17 protein-coding genes and 2 pseudogenes are annotated in these 17166 nt (G+C 52.1%); 8 read left to right on the top strand and 11 right to left on the bottom strand.

Annotated features, from left to right (window positions below; translation table 11 throughout):
- The first annotated feature begins 143 nt into the window (after positions 1–143).
- The 6 genes from AC3ISI_RS17140 (at position 144) to AC3ISI_RS17115 (ending at position 6081) form a co-directional block, all read left to right on the top strand.
- Positions 144–1064 (top strand): LysR family transcriptional regulator, encoded by a 921-nt coding sequence (locus AC3ISI_RS17140; protein WP_489332999.1) that lies wholly within the window; start codon positions 144–146, stop codon positions 1062–1064.
- A gap of 369 nt (positions 1065–1433) precedes the next feature.
- Positions 1434–1850, top strand: a complete 417-nt coding sequence (locus AC3ISI_RS17135; RefSeq protein ID WP_489332998.1) for a DoxX family protein — start codon at positions 1434–1436, stop codon at positions 1848–1850.
- Positions 1843–2436, top strand: coding sequence for an antibiotic biosynthesis monooxygenase (locus tag AC3ISI_RS17130; protein WP_489332997.1), 594 nt, complete (start codon positions 1843–1845; stop codon positions 2434–2436). The genes AC3ISI_RS17135 and AC3ISI_RS17130 overlap by 8 nt, the downstream gene beginning before the upstream one ends.
- Positions 2433–4271, top strand: coding sequence for an amidohydrolase (locus AC3ISI_RS17125; protein WP_489332996.1), 1839 nt, complete (start codon positions 2433–2435; stop codon positions 4269–4271). Before AC3ISI_RS17130 ends, AC3ISI_RS17125 begins: the two co-directional genes overlap by 4 nt.
- A 69-nt stretch (positions 4272–4340) precedes the next feature.
- Complete coding sequence (gene ycaC / locus AC3ISI_RS17120) at positions 4341–4967, top strand: isochorismate family cysteine hydrolase YcaC (protein WP_489332995.1); 627 nt, start codon at positions 4341–4343, stop codon at positions 4965–4967.
- A 217-nt stretch (positions 4968–5184) separates the two neighbouring features.
- Positions 5185–6081, top strand: coding sequence for a LysR family transcriptional regulator (locus tag AC3ISI_RS17115; RefSeq protein ID WP_489332994.1), 897 nt, complete (start codon positions 5185–5187; stop codon positions 6079–6081).
- 72 nt (positions 6082–6153) lie between these two features.
- Here the strand turns inward: AC3ISI_RS17115 and AC3ISI_RS17110 are convergent, their stop codons facing one another.
- From AC3ISI_RS17110 to AC3ISI_RS17075, 8 genes are all read right to left on the bottom strand, one after another.
- Positions 6154–6990 (bottom strand): IS3 family transposase, encoded by an 837-nt coding sequence (locus AC3ISI_RS17110; protein ID WP_223511106.1) that lies wholly within the window; start codon positions 6988–6990, stop codon positions 6154–6156.
- 45 nt (positions 6991–7035) lie between these two features.
- Positions 7036–8385 (bottom strand): IS110 family RNA-guided transposase, encoded by a 1350-nt coding sequence (locus AC3ISI_RS17105; protein ID WP_489332993.1) that lies wholly within the window; start codon positions 8383–8385, stop codon positions 7036–7038.
- 126 nt (positions 8386–8511) lie between these two features.
- Positions 8512–8868 (bottom strand): transposase, encoded by a 357-nt coding sequence (locus AC3ISI_RS17100; protein WP_489332992.1) that lies wholly within the window; start codon positions 8866–8868, stop codon positions 8512–8514.
- Between the two features lie 182 nt (positions 8869–9050).
- Positions 9051–9737, bottom strand: a complete 687-nt coding sequence (locus tag AC3ISI_RS17095) for a dTMP kinase (RefSeq protein WP_489332991.1) — start codon at positions 9735–9737, stop codon at positions 9051–9053.
- Positions 9734–10870 (bottom strand): radical SAM protein, encoded by a 1137-nt coding sequence (locus AC3ISI_RS17090; RefSeq protein ID WP_489332990.1) that lies wholly within the window; start codon positions 10868–10870, stop codon positions 9734–9736. The genes AC3ISI_RS17095 and AC3ISI_RS17090 overlap by 4 nt, the downstream gene beginning before the upstream one ends.
- A 29-nt stretch (positions 10871–10899) precedes the next feature.
- Positions 10900–11736: an inositol monophosphatase family protein gene (locus AC3ISI_RS17085; protein WP_489332989.1), complete on the bottom strand. Its 837-nt coding sequence runs from the start codon at positions 11734–11736 to the stop codon at positions 10900–10902.
- Entirely contained in the window at positions 11733–12791 is a 1059-nt protein-coding gene (locus AC3ISI_RS17080; protein ID WP_489332988.1) for a hypothetical protein, read from the bottom strand. The genes AC3ISI_RS17085 and AC3ISI_RS17080 overlap by 4 nt, the downstream gene beginning before the upstream one ends.
- 61 nt (positions 12792–12852) lie before the next feature.
- Entirely contained in the window at positions 12853–13479 is a 627-nt protein-coding gene (locus AC3ISI_RS17075; RefSeq protein ID WP_489337739.1) for an MATE family efflux transporter, read from the bottom strand.
- Positions 13480–13696: 217 nt separating this feature from the next.
- On the opposite strand from AC3ISI_RS17075, the gene AC3ISI_RS17070 reads away from it, so the two are divergent.
- On the top strand, positions 13697–14056 hold the full coding sequence (locus AC3ISI_RS17070) for a hypothetical protein (RefSeq protein ID WP_489337809.1): 360 nt from the start codon (positions 13697–13699) through the stop codon (positions 14054–14056).
- Between the two features lie 193 nt (positions 14057–14249).
- Here the strand turns inward: AC3ISI_RS17070 and AC3ISI_RS17065 are convergent, their stop codons facing one another.
- Positions 14250–15308, bottom strand: a complete 1059-nt coding sequence (locus AC3ISI_RS17065) for a hypothetical protein (RefSeq protein WP_489332987.1) — start codon at positions 15306–15308, stop codon at positions 14250–14252.
- 304 nt (positions 15309–15612) lie between these two features.
- Here AC3ISI_RS17065 and AC3ISI_RS17060 point away from each other — a divergent pair.
- Positions 15613–15918, top strand: a pseudogene (locus AC3ISI_RS17060) (LysR substrate-binding domain-containing protein); the annotation flags it as partial.
- Between the two features lie 143 nt (positions 15919–16061).
- Here AC3ISI_RS17060 and AC3ISI_RS17055 read toward each other — a convergent pair.
- On the bottom strand, positions 16062–16349 hold the full coding sequence (locus AC3ISI_RS17055; RefSeq protein ID WP_489337808.1) for a hypothetical protein: 288 nt from the start codon (positions 16347–16349) through the stop codon (positions 16062–16064).
- A gap of 36 nt (positions 16350–16385) precedes the next feature.
- A pseudogene (locus AC3ISI_RS17050) lies at positions 16386–17111 on the bottom strand (hypothetical protein); the annotation flags it as partial.
- Between the last annotated feature and the right edge of the window lie 55 nt (positions 17112–17166).

The following is a 17166-nucleotide window of genomic DNA, read 5'->3' as shown; positions in this document are numbered from 1 at the left end:
GGAGCTGACTCAGCACATCGCTGTAATGTATTCATGCGCGGTACTTACACGATCGGCGTCATCCGGTGGCGTTGTGCATGACTGCTGATCGAGTAAAGTCTCAGCGCTTTATGCCTGGCTCAACACACAAGGGAACCGTGCCTATGAACCGTAATGATCTGCGCCGCGTCGACATGAACCTGTTGGTGATTTTCGAAGCGTTGATGTTTGAAAAGAACCTGACCCGTGTCGCGGAAAAACTGTTCATGGGCCAACCGGCGGTGAGCGCGGCGTTGGGGCGGTTGCGCGATCTGTTTGACGATCCGTTGTTGCTGCGTAACGGGCGCGGCATGGAGCCGACCGGACGGGCGCTGGCAATTCTCAAAGAGTTGCAGCCGGCAATGGACGTGATCTCCGGCGCGGTCAGTCGTGCCAAGGAGTTCGAGCCGGCCAGCAGTTGCGACGTGTTTCGCATCGGGCTGTCGGATGATGCCGAGTTCGGCTTGTTTCCACCGTTACTGCGGCAGTTGCAAGAAGAGGCTCCAGGGATCGTCGTCGTGGTACGTCGCGCCAACTACTTGCTGATGCCGGCGCTGCTGGCCTCCGGCGAAATCTCCGTGGGTGTCAGCTATACCACCGATTTGCCAGCGAATGCCAAGCGCAAAAAATTGCGGGATATTCCCTGCAAAGTGCTGCGCGGTGATAAGCGACCGGGCACGCTGACGCTCGACGAATACTGCGAACGACCCCACGCCATGGTCTCGTTTTCCGGCGACCTGAGCGGCAACATCGACCTCGACCTGGCCAAGCTCGGTCGTAGCCGCCGCGTGGTGTTGGGCGTACCGCAATTTAGCGGCTTGCGCGCGATCCTCGCCGGCACCGAGATGATCGCCACCGTGCCGGACTATGCGGCGTGCGCGCTGGTAGAAGGCTGCGGATTGCGCGCCGAAGACCCTCCGTTTGCCATCGATGCGGCGCAATTATCGATGGCCTGGAGCGGGGTGCATGACAACGACCCGGCGGAGCGTTGGTTGCGCTCGCGGATCAGCGAGTTCATGTCCACGGCTTTGCCGATTCCGGCTTGAACAGAGTGGCCTTCGGGCCGACCAAATTTCCCCGGACATTCAGCGGCTCCCTGTAGGAGCTGGCTTGTTGGGTCGCCGTATCGCTGCGATGGCGGCTTGACAGCCAACCAGTCCCATCTCAGATGCCCCCGATCCAATTGTGGGAGCCGGGCTTGCCCGCGATAGCGGTGTGTCAACCAGATAACTTTTGACGGGTAGACCGTCATCGCGGGTAAGCCCGGCTCCTACAGGATTTTCGCTGCATTACAGATGAGCGTGTACTCGCAAAAAGAGCACACCCATCCAATTTTCCCCGTCCCCACACCGGCACTATCGAATGATGTCTCGGCACCCTCGCTGCCGGTGGTTTTTCATTTGTGCAGGTAACCCATGAACGCTTCGCAATGGGATGAACGGGCTCAGAACGTTGGCCTGTTGTTTTTGCGGCTCAGCGCCAGTTTGTTTCTGCTGTGGGTGCACGGTTTGCCGAAGCTGCTTAACTACAGCGCTCAACTGCAAGTTATCGAAGACCCTTTCCACCTCGGCACCCACCTTACGCTGATGCTGGCGATTTTCGCCGAGGTGCTGTGCCCGTTGCTGATCATTGCCGGGCTGTTGGTGCGCTTGGCGTGCCTGCCGATTTTGTGTGTGTTGCTGGTGGCGATGGTGGTGGTGCATCCGCAATGGAGTATCGAAGAAGGGCAATTCGGCTGGCTGTTGTTGATCTTGTTCACCAGCATTTTCATCGCCGGGCCCGGTCGGCTGGCGCTCAATGTCCGATTCGCCGGAGCGTTGCGTTATGCCTGAATCCAAACCATTTGAAGAAGTCGTGACCCTGGTCATCAAGCACCGGGTGAAGGCCGGATTTGAAGTGCCTTACGAAGCCTGGTTGCGCAACATTGTCAGCATCGCCGGGCAGCAGGAAGGGCACTTGGGTGTGGACGTGATGCGCGGTAAAAACGCCGGGCTCGACTTGTACACCTGCGTGCTGCGCTTTTGCACCACCGAAGCGATGCAGCACTGGCTCGATTCGCCGCAACGCCTGGAACTGGTCCGCGAAGCCACGCCGATGCTGGCTGACGGCGACCAGACCGAAGTTAACCCGATCAAGGAATTCTGGTTCGCGCCCCAGGCCGACGCCGCGTCGCCACCACCGCCGCGTTGGAAGCAGGCCGTGGTGACGTTGTTGGTGATTCTGCCGCACACCTTGCTGGTGCCGCTGATCTGGGGGCCGCTGCTGCAGCTCAATGCGTTTCTCTCCAGCTACGTGATCGCCACGTTCCTGATCACCCTGACCATTGTGGTGTCGGTGGTGTACCTGTTCATGCCGATGGCAACGCGCCTGTTCGCGCCCTGGTTATCTCCTTCTACTCAGCCCAAGGAAACGCGATGAACGCCGATCTGATTTTATTCAATGGCCAATTTCATACCGTTGACCGTGAAAATCCGCTCGCCAGTGCCGTGGCGATCAGCGACGGCCGCTTCGTTGCGGTCGGCACCGATGCCGAGGCCATGGCCCTGCGCGGTTCGGGCACCCAGGTCATCGACCTCAAGGGCCGCTGCGTCATCCCCGGCCTCAACGACTCGCACTTGCACCTGATCCGTGGCGGCCTCAATTACAACCTCGAGCTGCGTTGGGAAGGGGTGCCGTCGCTGGCCGATGCCTTGCGCATGCTCAAGGATCAGGCCGACCGCACCCCGACGCCGCAATGGGTGCGTGTAGTCGGTGGCTGGAACGAATTCCAGTTCGCTGAAAAACGCATGCCGACTCTCGAAGAATTGAACCAGGCCGCGCCGGACACGCCGGTATTTGTCCTGCATTTGTACGACCGTGCCTTGCTCAACCGTGCCGCGTTGCGCGTCGCCGGATATACCCGCAATACGCCGAACCCGCCGGGTGGCGAGATTGTGCGTGATGCCAATGGTGAGCCGACCGGGATGTTGGTCGCGCGGCCCAACGCGATGATTCTGTACTCGACGCTGGCCAAGGGGCCGAAGTTGCCGCTGGAGTATCAGGTCAACTCGACCCGCCAATTCATGCGCGAACTCAATCGTCTGGGTCTGACCAGCGTCATCGATGCCGGCGGTGGTTTCCAGAATTATCCGGACGATTATCAGGTGATCGAGCAGTTGGCCAAGGACCAGCAACTGACCATTCGCATCGCCTACAACCTGTTCACCCAAAAGCCCAAAGAAGAGCTTACCGACTTCAAGAACTGGACCAGCAGCGTGACCCTGCACCAGGGCGATGATTACCTGCGGCACAACGGCGCCGGGGAAATGCTGGTGTTCTCGGCAGCGGATTTCGAGGACTTCCTCGAACCGCGTCCGGACCTGCCGCAATCCATGGAAGGCGAGTTGGAACCGGTGGTGCGCCACTTGGTGGAACAGCGCTGGCCGTTCCGTTTACACGCCACCTATAACGAATCGATCAGCCGCATGCTCAACGTGTTCGAGAAGGTCAACCGCGACATTCCGTTTAACGGTCTGCCATGGTTTTTCGACCACGCTGAAACCATCACCCCGCAGAACATCGAGCGGGTGAGGGCGCTGGGCGGTGGTATTGCGATTCAGGACAGGATGGCGTTTCAGGGCGAATACTTTGTCGAGCGGTATGGCGCCAAAGCCGCCGAAGCAACGCCGCCGATCAAGCGTATGTTGGCCGAAGGTGTACCGGTCGGCGCTGGCACCGACGCCACGCGAGTGTCCAGCTACAATCCTTGGACCTCGCTGTACTGGATGGTCAGCGGTCGCACCGTGGGTGGGCTTGAGCTGCACGCTGAGGGCCTGTCCCGGCAGACCGCGCTGGAACTGTTCACCCATGGCAGCGCCTGGTTCTCTTCCGAGCAGGGCAAGAAAGGCATGATCAAGGTCGGCCAACTGGCAGACGTCGCGGTACTTGGCGCGGACTTTTTCAGCGTCGACGAAGAAGCGATCAAGTGGATCGAGTCGGTATTGACGGTGGTCGGCGGCAAACTGGTGTATGCCGCCGGTGACTTCGAAAAACTTGGACCGGCCAGTGTGCCTGTGCTGCCGGACTGGTCGCCGGTGGTGAAAGTGCCGGGCCACTGGCGTCCGGCTTCGCCGATGCAGGCACAGGTTCACCATTGCAGCGGATCCTGTGGCGTGCATTCACATAGCCATGAAAAGGCACGTTTGTCGAACGCCCCTGTCAGCGATTTTGCGGGTTTCTGGGGCGCCTTTGGCTGCTCGTGCTTCGCGTTCTGACGATCACATAAAAAGCGCCGGCCGCATTGGCCGACGCCCTGAGCGATAAACATCCACGAGGAGTTTCACATGAGCAACGTTCCGTACAAACGCCTGAACAAAGACGATGCCGTTGTCCTGTTGGTCGACCACCAGACCGGCCTGATCTCACTGGTACAGGATTTCTCACCCAACGAATTCAAGAACAACGTGCTGGCCCTCGCAGACCTGGCCAAGTTCTTCAAACTGCCGACCATCCTCACCACCAGTTTCGAAAGCGGCCCTAACGGCCCGATGGTGCCTGAGCTCAAAGAGCTGTTCCCGGACGCGCCGTACATCCCGCGTCCAGGTCAGATCAACGCTTGGGACAACGCGGATTTCGTTAAAGCCGTCAAAGCCACGGGTCGCAAGCAGTTGATCATCGCCGGTGTAGTGACTGACGTTTGCGTGGCCTTCCCGACACTGTCGGCATTGGCGGAAGGGTTTGACGTTTTCGTCGTCACTGACGCCTCGGGCACCTTCAATGAAACCGTGCAGCAAGCCGCCTGGGCGCGTATGACGGCGGCCGGTGCACAACTGTTGAACTGGTTCTCGGTGGCCTGCGAACTGCAAGGTGACTGGCGCAACGACATGGAAGGCCTGGCGAACCTGCTGTCGCAGCGCATTCCGAACTACCGCAATTTGATGAACAGCTATTCGGCGCTGACGTCGAAGTAAGCCACTTCAACTACAACGCATAAACCTGTGGGAGCGAGCCTGCTCGCGAAAGCGGTGGATCAGCCAGCATCTTTGTTGGACGGGCTGCCGCATTCGCGAGCGGGCTCGCTCCCACAGGGTTTGTGCTGCGCGCAACACCGTGGCCCACACATTAATAGCATGCCAAAAAGCGAAGAAGCGGCTATAAAAGTCGTCGACTGTCAACCAGTGAATGACAATGAACCCGTTCGAAGACATGCGTATTTTTTGCCAGGTCATGGAATCCGGCAGCTTCACCGCGGCGGCAGATCAATTGGGGCTGTCCAAGCAGTTCGTCAGCCGGCGTTTGATGCAACTCGAAGAGCGCCTGGGCGTGCGCTTGCTCAATCGCTCGACACGGCGGCTGGACGTTACGCCACTGGGGCAGAGTTATTACGAGTCGGCCTTGCGCCTGCTGAGTGAGGTCGAGCAAGTAGAGCAGGGCATTGCCGGGCAGACCACCGAGCCACGCGGCACTATCCGCATCAGCGCACCGTTGTCGTTTGCGGTGGCGCATTTGAGTTGCCTGCTGCCGGTGTTCTTGCAGCGTTACCGTGACGTCACCGTGGAAGTGGACCTCAGCGATCGCCCGGTGGATTTGCTCGGTGAAGGCTACGACCTGGCCTTGCGCATCGGCATTCTGGAAGACTCGACGCTGATTGCCCGACGCATCGCGTCGATCCAGCGTGTGTACTGCGCCAGCCCGACGTACCTGGCCGAGCGCGGCACGCCGCTCAAACCCGAAGACCTGCACGGTCATGACTGCCTGCCTTATGGCCACGGTCGTCAGGTGCAATGGCGGTTCGACGGGCAGGGCAAACCGCAGACCGTCAATGTCACGGGCAGGATGCGGGTCAACAACGGTGAGTTGCTCAAGGACGCGGCGATTGCCGGGATGGGGATTACCTACTTGCCGACGTTTATCGTCGGTGGGGCCTTGAAGGACGGCATGCTGGTGCCGGTGCTGGATGCGTTTCGGCCTGAGCCGTTGACGTTGTCGGCGGTGTATCCGCAGCATCGTCAGAGTTCGCGACCGGTGCAGGCGTTGATCGAGTTTTTACGGGAGCGGCTGGATCGGGCTGAGGGGGGGCTTTAAGCCTCACACACAGAACCCCCTGTGGGAGCGAGCGTGATCTGGTCCAGTAATTTTGGACATTGTTTTCGGTTCTCACGCCGCCATCTTTTCTGCCGCTACCGGCGAGTGGTAACCGTTGTAGCTGTGGCGCCTTACATTGTTGTAGCGCGCCACATATCGGTTGATATCTACTCGGGCCTCATATTCCGAGTGGTAGCCCTCTTCAGGCACCCATTCGGACTTCAAGCTGCCAAAAAAGCGCTCCATCGGGGCGTTATCCCAACATTGGCCTTTTCGACTCATGCTCTGCTTTAGCTCGTGAGCCATCAGTTCGTCCCTGAATTTATGGCTGGTGTATTGGCACCCTTGGTCAGAATGAAACAGCACACCTTTAGGTCGTCCTCTCAATTCGACAGCCATACGCAGTGACTCGCTTGCTAGGGTCGCGTCGGCGACCAACGAATACGACCATCCCACCACCCGTCGTGCAAACAAATCCAAAACCACAGAGAAATAGAGCCAACGCTTGCCCAGCTGGATAAAGGTGATATCTGCGCACCAGACTTTATTGATATCAGCTACGTAAAACTCACGGTCCAGCACATTCTCAGCCACGAGCGATTCAACACCCGACGACTTGTACTTATGGCGGCGGCGTTGGCAACTGGAAATCCCAGCCTCCTTCATCAAACGAGCAGCCATGTAGCGCCCCACCTTATGCTTTGCGCCCTGCATATCCTTGGAGAGAGTGCGGGCGCCCGCCGAGCCTTTTGATGCTTTGTGGTACTTGATCAGAGCAACCCTGAGCGCTTCGCGCTCGGGGTTCGTTTTTCCTTGGCGCTGACGCCAGGCGTAATAGCTGCTGCGGTTGACTTCAAACACGCGACAACAATCTGAAATGCCGTACTGTTCTCCTAGCTCGCTGATCAGAGGGAATGATCTTTGGAGTCCAAAAGCAGGAGAACACTGGCCTTCCTAAGAAACACCCTCCACGGGTTGCAGAGTAAAACCAAACTCAGCCGCGCGTCGGTGTAGGCCTTTGACGACTCGCTCGCGATATTTTTGCTCATAGTGATCGGCTCCCGGGTCTTGATAATTCATACCGAAACGCATGGCGTTGTAGAACAGGATCGCGATCTTTCGAGCGGTAGCTGTGACGGCCTTGGCTTTGCCGATTCGAGCCGCGAGCCGCCGATAAAACGCACCCAATGCCGTGTTCGTTCTGCCGACGGTCACAGCGGCTAAGCGCAGATGGGCGGTCACTCGATTTTTGGTCTTGCGGGTATGGGCCGAAAGTACCTTGCCGCCACTGATACGACAGCCGGGCGCAAGGGTGAGCCAGGAAGTGAAATGATGGCAAGTCCGCCATCGACTCAGATCCGTGCCGCACTCGGCGACTAGCCGCAGAGCCAGGTAGGGGCCGATGCCGTGGATCTGGGTCAGATCAACACCGACCAGTTGATAGAGCAAGGTACGTACATCGAAATTGAGCGCATTGGGTTGCCGAGTGTTATGCCGTGGTTTTGGCAACGGTTCGAGGGGTGATACCTTTTTTTGCGAGAGTTTGAGCAGCGTTTGTGCTATCTGCTGGTCGCAAACCAGTAGCTGCGATTGATAAGCGTCATACATGGACAGCGCCTGCGTCAAAGCGAATACGTGCTCGGGCTGGTAGTTGCCGACCAGCGATGCCTCAATCACATCAATACCCGCCTTGCAGCGCTTGTCACTCAGCGCCGCTAACGTGGAGGGACTGCGCTCGCCTGCGACGATGGCGCGGATTATCCGCATCCCCGACAAGCCGGTGATATCGGCCACGACGTGATGCAATTGCAGGTTCATGTGCGTGAGAGCTTTTTGCATGTGCTGAATGTGCGCCGCGGCGTAATCGAGATGACGCTCCCGCAGCCGCAGATAACTGCGCAAAGCCGAAATCTCACGATCTGGGTGAAAGCTGGCTCTAAGCAGCCCACAGGCATGCAGTCGTTGTATCCACTGCGCGTCATTCACGTCGGTTTTGCGTCCAGGCACGGCGCGGGCGTCTCGGGCATTGGCCAGCACGACCTGAAGGCCATGTGCTTCCAATATTTCGTAAACCGGAATCCAGTAAACGCCTGTCGATTCCATCGCGACCGTCGTTATACCGAGATTGACCAGCCAATTGGCCAGGCGCTCCAAGTCGGAAGTAAAAGCCTGGAAAGTTTGAACAGATTCTGTGGCAAGGTCTGCAGGAACGGCCACCACATGGAAACGTGAGCCAATATCAATGCCGGCTGCGTGATCATGAATAACCGGTAACCCACGCTGCTTTAGATCGTGCTTTTTCATGAGCACCTCCAGTCAAGTTGAACTGGACGGGGACTCGGATCAAATCACCTTCCTAAACGGGGTCACGGAACGTGCCACCACTAACGGGTCCGCAGCTTCCCCTGGGTCAAGTTTTTTGACGGGGACTTAGCCTCCAAAAAGCCAGCGACCACTGTCCAGTCGGATAAGTGTAGAACGCAGTGTTTCTAATCCAATGGGCCGCGGAGCGCCGGGGAGGCGGTTTTTTAGGATTTCGATATCCCGGTCTTTCTGCCTGAGCAGAGTCTTGAGTTCCTGGATTTGTTTTTGGTCGGCGGTAATGGCTTTTGTTCCCGCTAACGTCGAGCCTGCACGTTCTTTCCTGACCTGCTCGACCCAGCGGCGCAACGCAGTAGGGCCGATATCGAAGTTGGCGCAGACCTCAAGAATGGGCTGGTCTTCATCAAGCACCATGCTTGCAGCATTGAGCTTGAACTCGCTGGAATAGGACTTTCGCATCATCATGCACACCTTAGATTTGGGCGCCATCATAGCGCCCTATTGATGTGTCCAATTTCATTAGGCCAGATCAGCGTGCTCGCGATGGCGGGGTGTCAGACGACATCAATGTTGAATGACGAATGGCTATCGCGAGTAGGTTCACTCCCACAGAGGGGCGACAGTTAGCACGTTTGTCATCCCGAATCCTATAAATCGCTGAGTAAGCTTTGTACCGCGATCACCGCCTTATCAAGCACCGCTTCCTCACTAAGGTCGGTCGTATCAATCCTCACCCAATTTGCCAATCCACATTGCTCGTAGCTGGATCGAACTCTATTTTGATACGCGATGAAACTTTTAAGGCGATCTTCATTGCCACCGTCAAAGGCGCCGCTTTCACTGAGGCGGAAAGACCCCTTTCTTTGCGCTGCAAGAGCGGGGTCGACATCCAGGAAAATGACGGCGTCCGGTTTTCTAATGGTTGAGAATATTGTTAATGCCTCTTCAGCCATGCCTGTATTTTTAAGTAAAAAACGTGCTAGATATTTATAGTGCCAGCCATCAGCAATGCAACTAACGCCAGAATCGATTAATGGCCTGATGGCAGCATAATCTGTGGCTTGAAACCAAGCGGATATTAAACTTATCCAATGTTTATCGCCCAATTGGTCTAGAGGGGCGTTATCCGGATAATCCCAAAGAACCTCTCGTATACGAGACATGTGAAACTCCGTATAACCTGATGGCACCGGTGGCCGGTTTTTATCTATATAACTAATTTTGGAATAGGATTCAAAAACTTTGTCAAAGGTTGCCCTTGCAATAGTTGACTTTCCTGCTCCGTCAGTGCCTTCGAACGCGATAAATATCGGTTGGTCAGATGAACCGCTCATGCAAATCCCCCTAAGTAGGCTTCGGTATCTAATGAGTTTCTACCACTTCCCTCGATTAATGGCTGAAATCCTTCTCTATGATATATTTCAGACATCTTTTTCCCAACTTTCATCAGGAAATCTTTCGATGGGCGCTGTCTGTTAGAATATTGCGAGCCCGCGTCAGGGTGAAATGCTGCAACAGCAGGTACCACTCCCATGTCTCCGAAAAATTCGATACCTTCAATGATTGATTCCAGCGGTTCCATCCCGGCGACAAAACCAGCATATACGTTGCCACGGCCTAGAACTTCGACAGCGGCTTCAAAAGCGGCTAAAAACCGTTCGCGAGTATAGTCACGAGCTTTTCCTGGGCAAATTTCTTTAAATAAATCCGGATCGAATACTTCTATACTCATAGACATATTATTACCATTTTGTTTGAATCGATCAAAAAGGCGAAAATCCTTGGGCGGCATAGAAATTAAGTGGTAGTCCAGGGTGCTCTGGAGGTTGGATTCTTTTACTCTCTCCAGCAGATCTATATGTATTGAGTACCCTTTGTCGTAGTTTGGTATCGTCCCTCCGTTCAATAGAACCCGTTTATATCGTCCGCTCTCTTCATTAATGGCTGTAGCTACGGCTTCGCCAGCGATATCACCTTTTATTCGCATCTTATGATCAGATAGTGTCTCTCTTGCTGAACCTAAAGAGCAGAATTTACACTCGTCACCATTTTTGAAGTAATGGCAGTGGCCTGGAGAGAAGATTCCGAGAGTCGAGTTGCCATATACGGTTATGTGCTGCTCAAATAGTTCGCTATTACTGAGGTGCATTCCATAAGATTTAGGTCTCTGTGGAAATGTAATTTTCACAGTTCTATCTCCATGCTTGAGTATGGGGATTTGTTTCTCTAAGGAAATGCAGTAATTTGAGTCTGGGTTGTAATTTGCGGCAGCAATAATCTGTCCATCAAGAATGATTTCTTGCGGAGTGCGAGTGCCATGGTTGAGAATAATGCTGTCTCCTGTGCCATAAGCTCGCCTCTTTTCAATATGGTCTGTTCGGATTTGAAAGTACTCTAGAAATTCCTTGGAAAAACTAACGCCATTGCACAATAATTCAAGTTTTAAGCTTACGGTTTCGGCTAGCATGATTTTTCTCCAGTTAAGTTAGTTGTGCGCTACAAAATAAGTCCTACCAGCTCTGTGGAGGACAAAGCAATGACAGTTCCGGAGTCTGAAAGGGAAGCGAGGGAGGGGGGGAGGGAATATCTAGGGTTTCCTGTTTTGTCAAATAGAGCGCCTCCGGCCTCTCTTAAAATCAACTCTGCCGCGGCAATATCACAACTACGCTCATGTCCTGGTGTATCTATATCTATAAAGGCATCTAGAACTCCGGCAGCAATAAGGCAGATTTCTAACGAGGAACATGAATAAACGCGGATTTTACTTGCTGTCCACATGAGATTTTGAATTATTATTTTTTCTCTATCCTCTTTGGGTCGATGGAAAGAGATTCGCATGTCCTCTATACAGTTGACTTTGCGGGTATAAAGTCTTTTCACTATGATCGGCGACTGAAGGTAGGATCCCTCGCCCAATGCAGCGGTATAGACTAAATCCCTCGAGATATCGTAAACCCAACCAAATACATACGCTCCCTCGTGGTAAAGAGCCACGCTAGATGTATACATTGGAAAGCCTAAAATTGCGTTATGTGTTCCATCTAGAGGGTCTATAAGTAGGTGGAAGTTTTCATTTTCGCCATATGTGGTTGCTGAAGTACTTTCTTCTGAATAGATGGTGGTTCGAAAACTTATATTGGAGAGGCAGTCATATAATATTTTTTGGCAGTCTAAGTCGTACTGGGTTTGTGCGTTGTCCCAGTGTTTTGTTTCTGTTGTGGCGTCTGGCAAACAAGCCAGAGTTCCCGCCCAGTAACGGCGCAATTGTTTTCTAGCCTCGTAAAGGCATTCTTCTATCTCGACAATATGTTCGCGCTTAAATAATGGCCTCATGTCGGTTGCCCCAATATCAATTGTATATGCCACTGCTCCCTGTCTAATCGCGGAGCGCAAGACTTGACCTCAAATAGTTTTCCAGCATAAACAGCGTAGTCTGCGCTCATGAAGGCACTAAATGATTTAGGAAATAGTGCTACAGTTTTTACTTCGATATCGTAACCAAATTTTTTCCTGATCGTGTTTGCTGCCTGCCTGAGGCTTCCTCCGGTATAGGCTTTATCTATAATCAGCCATGGTTCGTTCGATGAGGTTGGGGAAGGGAAAATATCTTGAAATGCGTTATCCCTACTCAGCAGGTTAGAATCATTTTGCCGATGAACCTCTGAGAAAAAAATATTAGGATCCCCTGTTGCTGCCAAGTAGCCAAGGGCAATCGGTAAACCTGCTGAGAGTAAAAATAATTTGTTTTTTGATATTTTTTCGATTTGAGACCAAATTTCATGATTCTCGTAAACATACCGCGTGTTAAATGCAGGGCAACTATCCCAATGTTCATGGGATATATACTTGCTATAGAAGGCGCAGAACTTATTGTGGAACTCTAGGGTTTCGTTGTTTGTGTTTGTAAGTAACCGGCTCTTGGTAATGCCGCGAGTGGCGTTGTTCATAAGGGTTGGAGATGTGTCTCGACGAATATGCGCAAATGCCTCACTAACAAGTTTCCTTTTTAAATTGCCAAGTTTTGTTTTTGACGGGCCAGAAATGGCTATTTCTGGTGATAGGCCGTCTCCATTAATTCTGCGTACCTCTGTGTCCGAAATTTTAATTGTTGTTAAATTTAAGTAATCCCATAAGCGCACAATTTCCTCGTCAAACAGGTCGTTATAAATGGGTTCGAGGTTGCTTAAATCGCAAACCATTTCTTCAGGGTGTCTCAGGTCAAAAGACGCTCTTTGAAGATGGCAGCCATTTAGAATGGCGTTGCGATAAGTGTAATAGTCGTTTGTTTGTACTCCACTTAATGTTCGCCAGGCATGATGCTCACTGATGATAGTGATGGAGTTGGTGCGCTGGCTTAGTGAATGCGGTGCGGGATTTACCTTGTTCATAGTTAAGTCCTCACTACAGCGTGCAAAATAGACAGTTAGTTTAAAGGTTGTATTTTGTGCTTTATATTAATTTCTTATTAATTGGCTGTTCGCTGCTTTTTAGAATGCTACCTAGCCGCCAGAGTAGAAGCAGCATCAGAAAAAACGAACAAAAGACTAGCGCTACGAATAGGGAGCGAACGCTATAGTCATGAAGTGATAGTAAGCCAATAGAAAGTATTAGTCCGAGGATGTTGAGTGACAATATAGTTAGCAGTGTGGGAATCCAGAAATCCCACATGCTTCTTAATGTCATTCGGGTCACAACATAAATGTATTCAAATATTAAGAACGGAATCGAGATCAAAATATTTTCCTCGATCAATCTTCTGGTTGGCACATCGGATGTATAGATTATTGATATGTTTTCCTTTAGTAATAGGCAAGCTAGTAAGATTGGAGTCAATATGAATAAGCCGAACTTTAACCCTTCAGAATAGGTTGCTCTCAAGGATTGGAAGTCCCTTAGTTCGTAATGCCGTGCGACTACTATTCCTGTAGCATTCCCCACTCCAATTGAAATCATATATACGATACTTAAAAAGTGCAGTGATGCCTGATAGGCCGATAAGTTCGTATCGTCTATGGTTTTTGAGATGAATGAGAATATAAAATATAGTGAGCTTTCACCTCCGAAGCAAATTGCCATTGGGATGCCGTTAATTAAGTAATTTGCATATGTCGCCTTTGGGATATGTTTTGAATACTTAAATTGTGAGATGTATTCGCGGATTTTTAAATTAAATAGTGTGACTGCAAGACTAGCAAAAAAGCATCTCAAGCCAGAATATGTGAGAGCGAAATAAATAACATTGGTGTTTGAGTTCATGTGAACAAATAGCGTGCAGGCTAAGGCGAGAGTAGCAATGAATGACCATGTGTATATCAGTTCGTATTTGGCTCTTTTAATGGCGTTGAAAAAATTGAAGATGACTATCTGTACGTATAGGGCAGGAACTGAAATTGAGAGTGCCAGTAGTGTTTTAAGGCCTTCGAACTCTCCGTTGTCTGTAGGTGGTCTTGATACACTGGTGCCAAGTATGATTATGGCGAAAACAACGATTGCCCCAAGAAAAATTGCAAATCTAAATGAAACAACTAATTCGATTTCAATTTCGTCCGTATTTAGGTCGGTCGACCTGGCTGTCTTGACTAGTGATACTGAAAAAAATCCGATAGCTACTACGGTTACAAAAGAGATCAGCGCCCATGCGAGTGATGCATGACTAAGTGAATCAACTATGTAATGACCGATAAACGAAAAATAAATTAGTGAGGCAGTCAGCTCTCCTATTCTGGAAAATATTAGTGGAATGGCTATTCGGGTAATTTCCATACTTGGTAACCCGTGTTCGTCCTAAGGATACAATGAAGGCGGTCGGGGCGTAGAAGTTTGCTGCGTTGAAAAATGTATTATTATCAATCCCATTCTTTGAGTAGGCTAATTAAAGATGGTGTATCCTTCGCAGCGAAATATTTTTTCCTGAAATAATATTCACACATTGATATTTTGTGCTTGGTCTGCTTTCGTTTTTTGAACTCCTCATCTAGGGCAGAAAGAGATTTTTGCGTTGATGGGTAAACTTTGGATTTTTTTAACAGTCCTTCAATTTCTAAAAATACCTGGTCCATGTATATCAGCGTATCCTGGATATATGATCTGCATTCGGTTTCTGTGATCGCGCCCCGTCTGGCCAAAGAGAAAAATCTATTTTTAATTTCATCGTATCCATCCACTCTGAACATATTTGAGTAAACCCATTTGTAGTGTTTGTTTGTTGTGCCTGTTAGGTAGGTAAAGCTCATCGTCGTTTTCAGCATCATGTCCCGGGCGATCTCACAACCCATCCAAAGATTTCCCGACTGCCAGCAACCCTGAACATCTTGAAATGCATAAAATACGGGGAGCTTTTCACGATGAGCTACATAAATGTGTTTCTCAACAGGTATTTTGGATTTCAGTCGATTGAATTTTTCCTCATTTTCCAATGCGTGCCCAATTAAAGATCTATGAACGATATTATTCTCTGTGTTTGACAGCACTGGACCATAGAGAAATCGCTGGTCATCAGAAATCTCATCAAATGCTGTCTCAATCTTGGTAATAATGTCTTCCAGTTCGGAAAATGTTATATAGTCAGCATCAATGTGTATGCTGGTTTCACCGTAAAAATCTGTGGTGTTATGAACTTCTTCATTTTGGTTGATGTAGTGATAATTTATATCTGTAACTAATGCGTGTTCACAGTCTTTAATGCGACTTGCTTTAGGTCGTTGTTCGCATAGAATAATGCAATCGATATCGGAATGGATGGTGCCTATTCCTTCGATTAAAGAACCTGAGATGACAAGAATACTTGTTTTTTCTAAAAAAGCCCTTTCGCGTAAATAGCTTTTTGGAATTGATATTCGTCCATTTAATATAGAGATCTCATTGCCTGAGATTTTTGATTGCTCGGTTTTAATAAGTGGGATCATATTTGTTACTCCTTGCGCAAGGGTGAGCAACTGCGTCGCGATCCGAATAGCAGGGGAGGTGTAAGTCTCTTATTTTCGGGCGCGTTGTAGTTCAGGGGTTGCGGCGTCTGCTTACTCAAACCCTAGTTTCGATATGGGCTGGTGGTCAATATTTATATAAAAAATCAGAATATTCTTACAAGCTTTGAAGTCCAGGTGTTTAAACAACGAAAGAAACTTCCTTTTTTGTTGAGAGATTACTCCTACAGAATTGGCGCCCGAGAACGTGGAGTTGTCCAAAGCTACGACACCGAGTGGACGCTAGGTGCAATGGCGATTCGACGGGCAGGGCAAACCGCTGATCGTCAATGTCACGGGCAGGATGCGGGTCAACAACGGTGAGTTGCTCAAGGACGCGGCGATTGCCGGGATGGGGATTACCTACTTGCCGACGTTTATCGTCGGTGCTGCCTTGAAGGACGGCAGGCTGGTGCCCGTACTGGATGCGTTTCGGCCTGAGCCGTTGACGTTGTCGGCGGTGTATCCGCAGCATCGTCAGAGTTCGCGACCGGTGCAGGCGTTGATCGAGTTTTTACGGGAGCGGCTGGATCGGGCTGGGGGGGGGCTTTAAGCCTCACACACAGAACCCCCTGTGGGAGCGAGCGTGCTCGCGATGGCGGGGTGTCAGACGACATCAATGTTGAATGACGAATGGCTATCGCGAGTAGGTTCACTCCTACAGGGGATTTCTGGGGCTCCTGTGTTTAGCGGTTATCAGGTCCTCTTGTCATCGCCGACTTTACTGTTGGCATGTACGCCATTGTCATCGCCGACCTCTCCTTTGGCGTGTACGCCATGGTCATCGCCGACCTCGCCATTGGCGTGCACACCATGGTCATCGGCCACTTCACCGGCGCGATGAACGCCATTTTGGTTGTGGGCCACTTCACCGGCGCGATGAACGCCATTTTGGTTGTGGGCCACTTCACCGGCGCGATGAACGCCATTTTGGTTGTGGGCCACTTCACCGGCGCGATGAACGCCATTTTGGTTGTGGGCCACTTCACCGGAGCGATGAACGCCATTTTGGTTGTGGGCCACTTCACCGGAACGATGGACGCCATTATCGTGGGCTACTTCACCGTTGGCATGAACGCCATGGTCATCGCCAGCCTCACCGTTGGCATGAACGCCATGGTCATCGCCGGCTTCACCGTTGGCATGAACGCCATGGTCATCGCCGGCCTCACCATTGGCATGAACGCCATGATCGTCGCCCGCTTCGTCGTGCGTGCCATTGCGCCCGGAGTTGGACGAGGCTGTGTTACCGGCATTGCCTGGGCCATGGTCGCTGCCACTGTGGCTGCTTGCACTGTTGCCACCACCGTCGCTTCCACTGTGACCGCCGCCATTGCCTCCGCCACTGCCACCACTGCTGCCGCCACCGCCGCCATTGCCGCCGCCACCGCCGCCATTGCCGCCGCCACCACCGCCATTGCCGCCGCCACCGCCGCCATTGCCGCCGCCACCGCCGCCATTGCCGCCGCCACCACCGCCATTGCCGCCGCCACCGCCGCCATTGCCGCCGCCACCACCGCCATTGCCGCCGCCACCGCTACCGCCGCCGCCATGACTGCCACCGCCGCCACCGCCACCGCTGCCGCCACCACCACCACCACCACTACCTCCACCCCCTCCACCGCCACTGCCACCATCCTTGGCCTGAGCGGTCGACATACTGGACAAACTGTCCGGTATCAATACGGTGGACGCCGACAAGACCGCGCCAATAGCTACTGCAAGTAAAAGCTTGTTGATGTGCATGTCGTTCTCCGTCTTCTTCAGGGTTGGAACGTAGATGAACACTGCAACGTGCCGT

The organism is Pseudomonas sp. GL_139_B (assembly GCF_057834475.1).
This window is presented reverse-complemented; position numbering and strand designations above follow the sequence as displayed.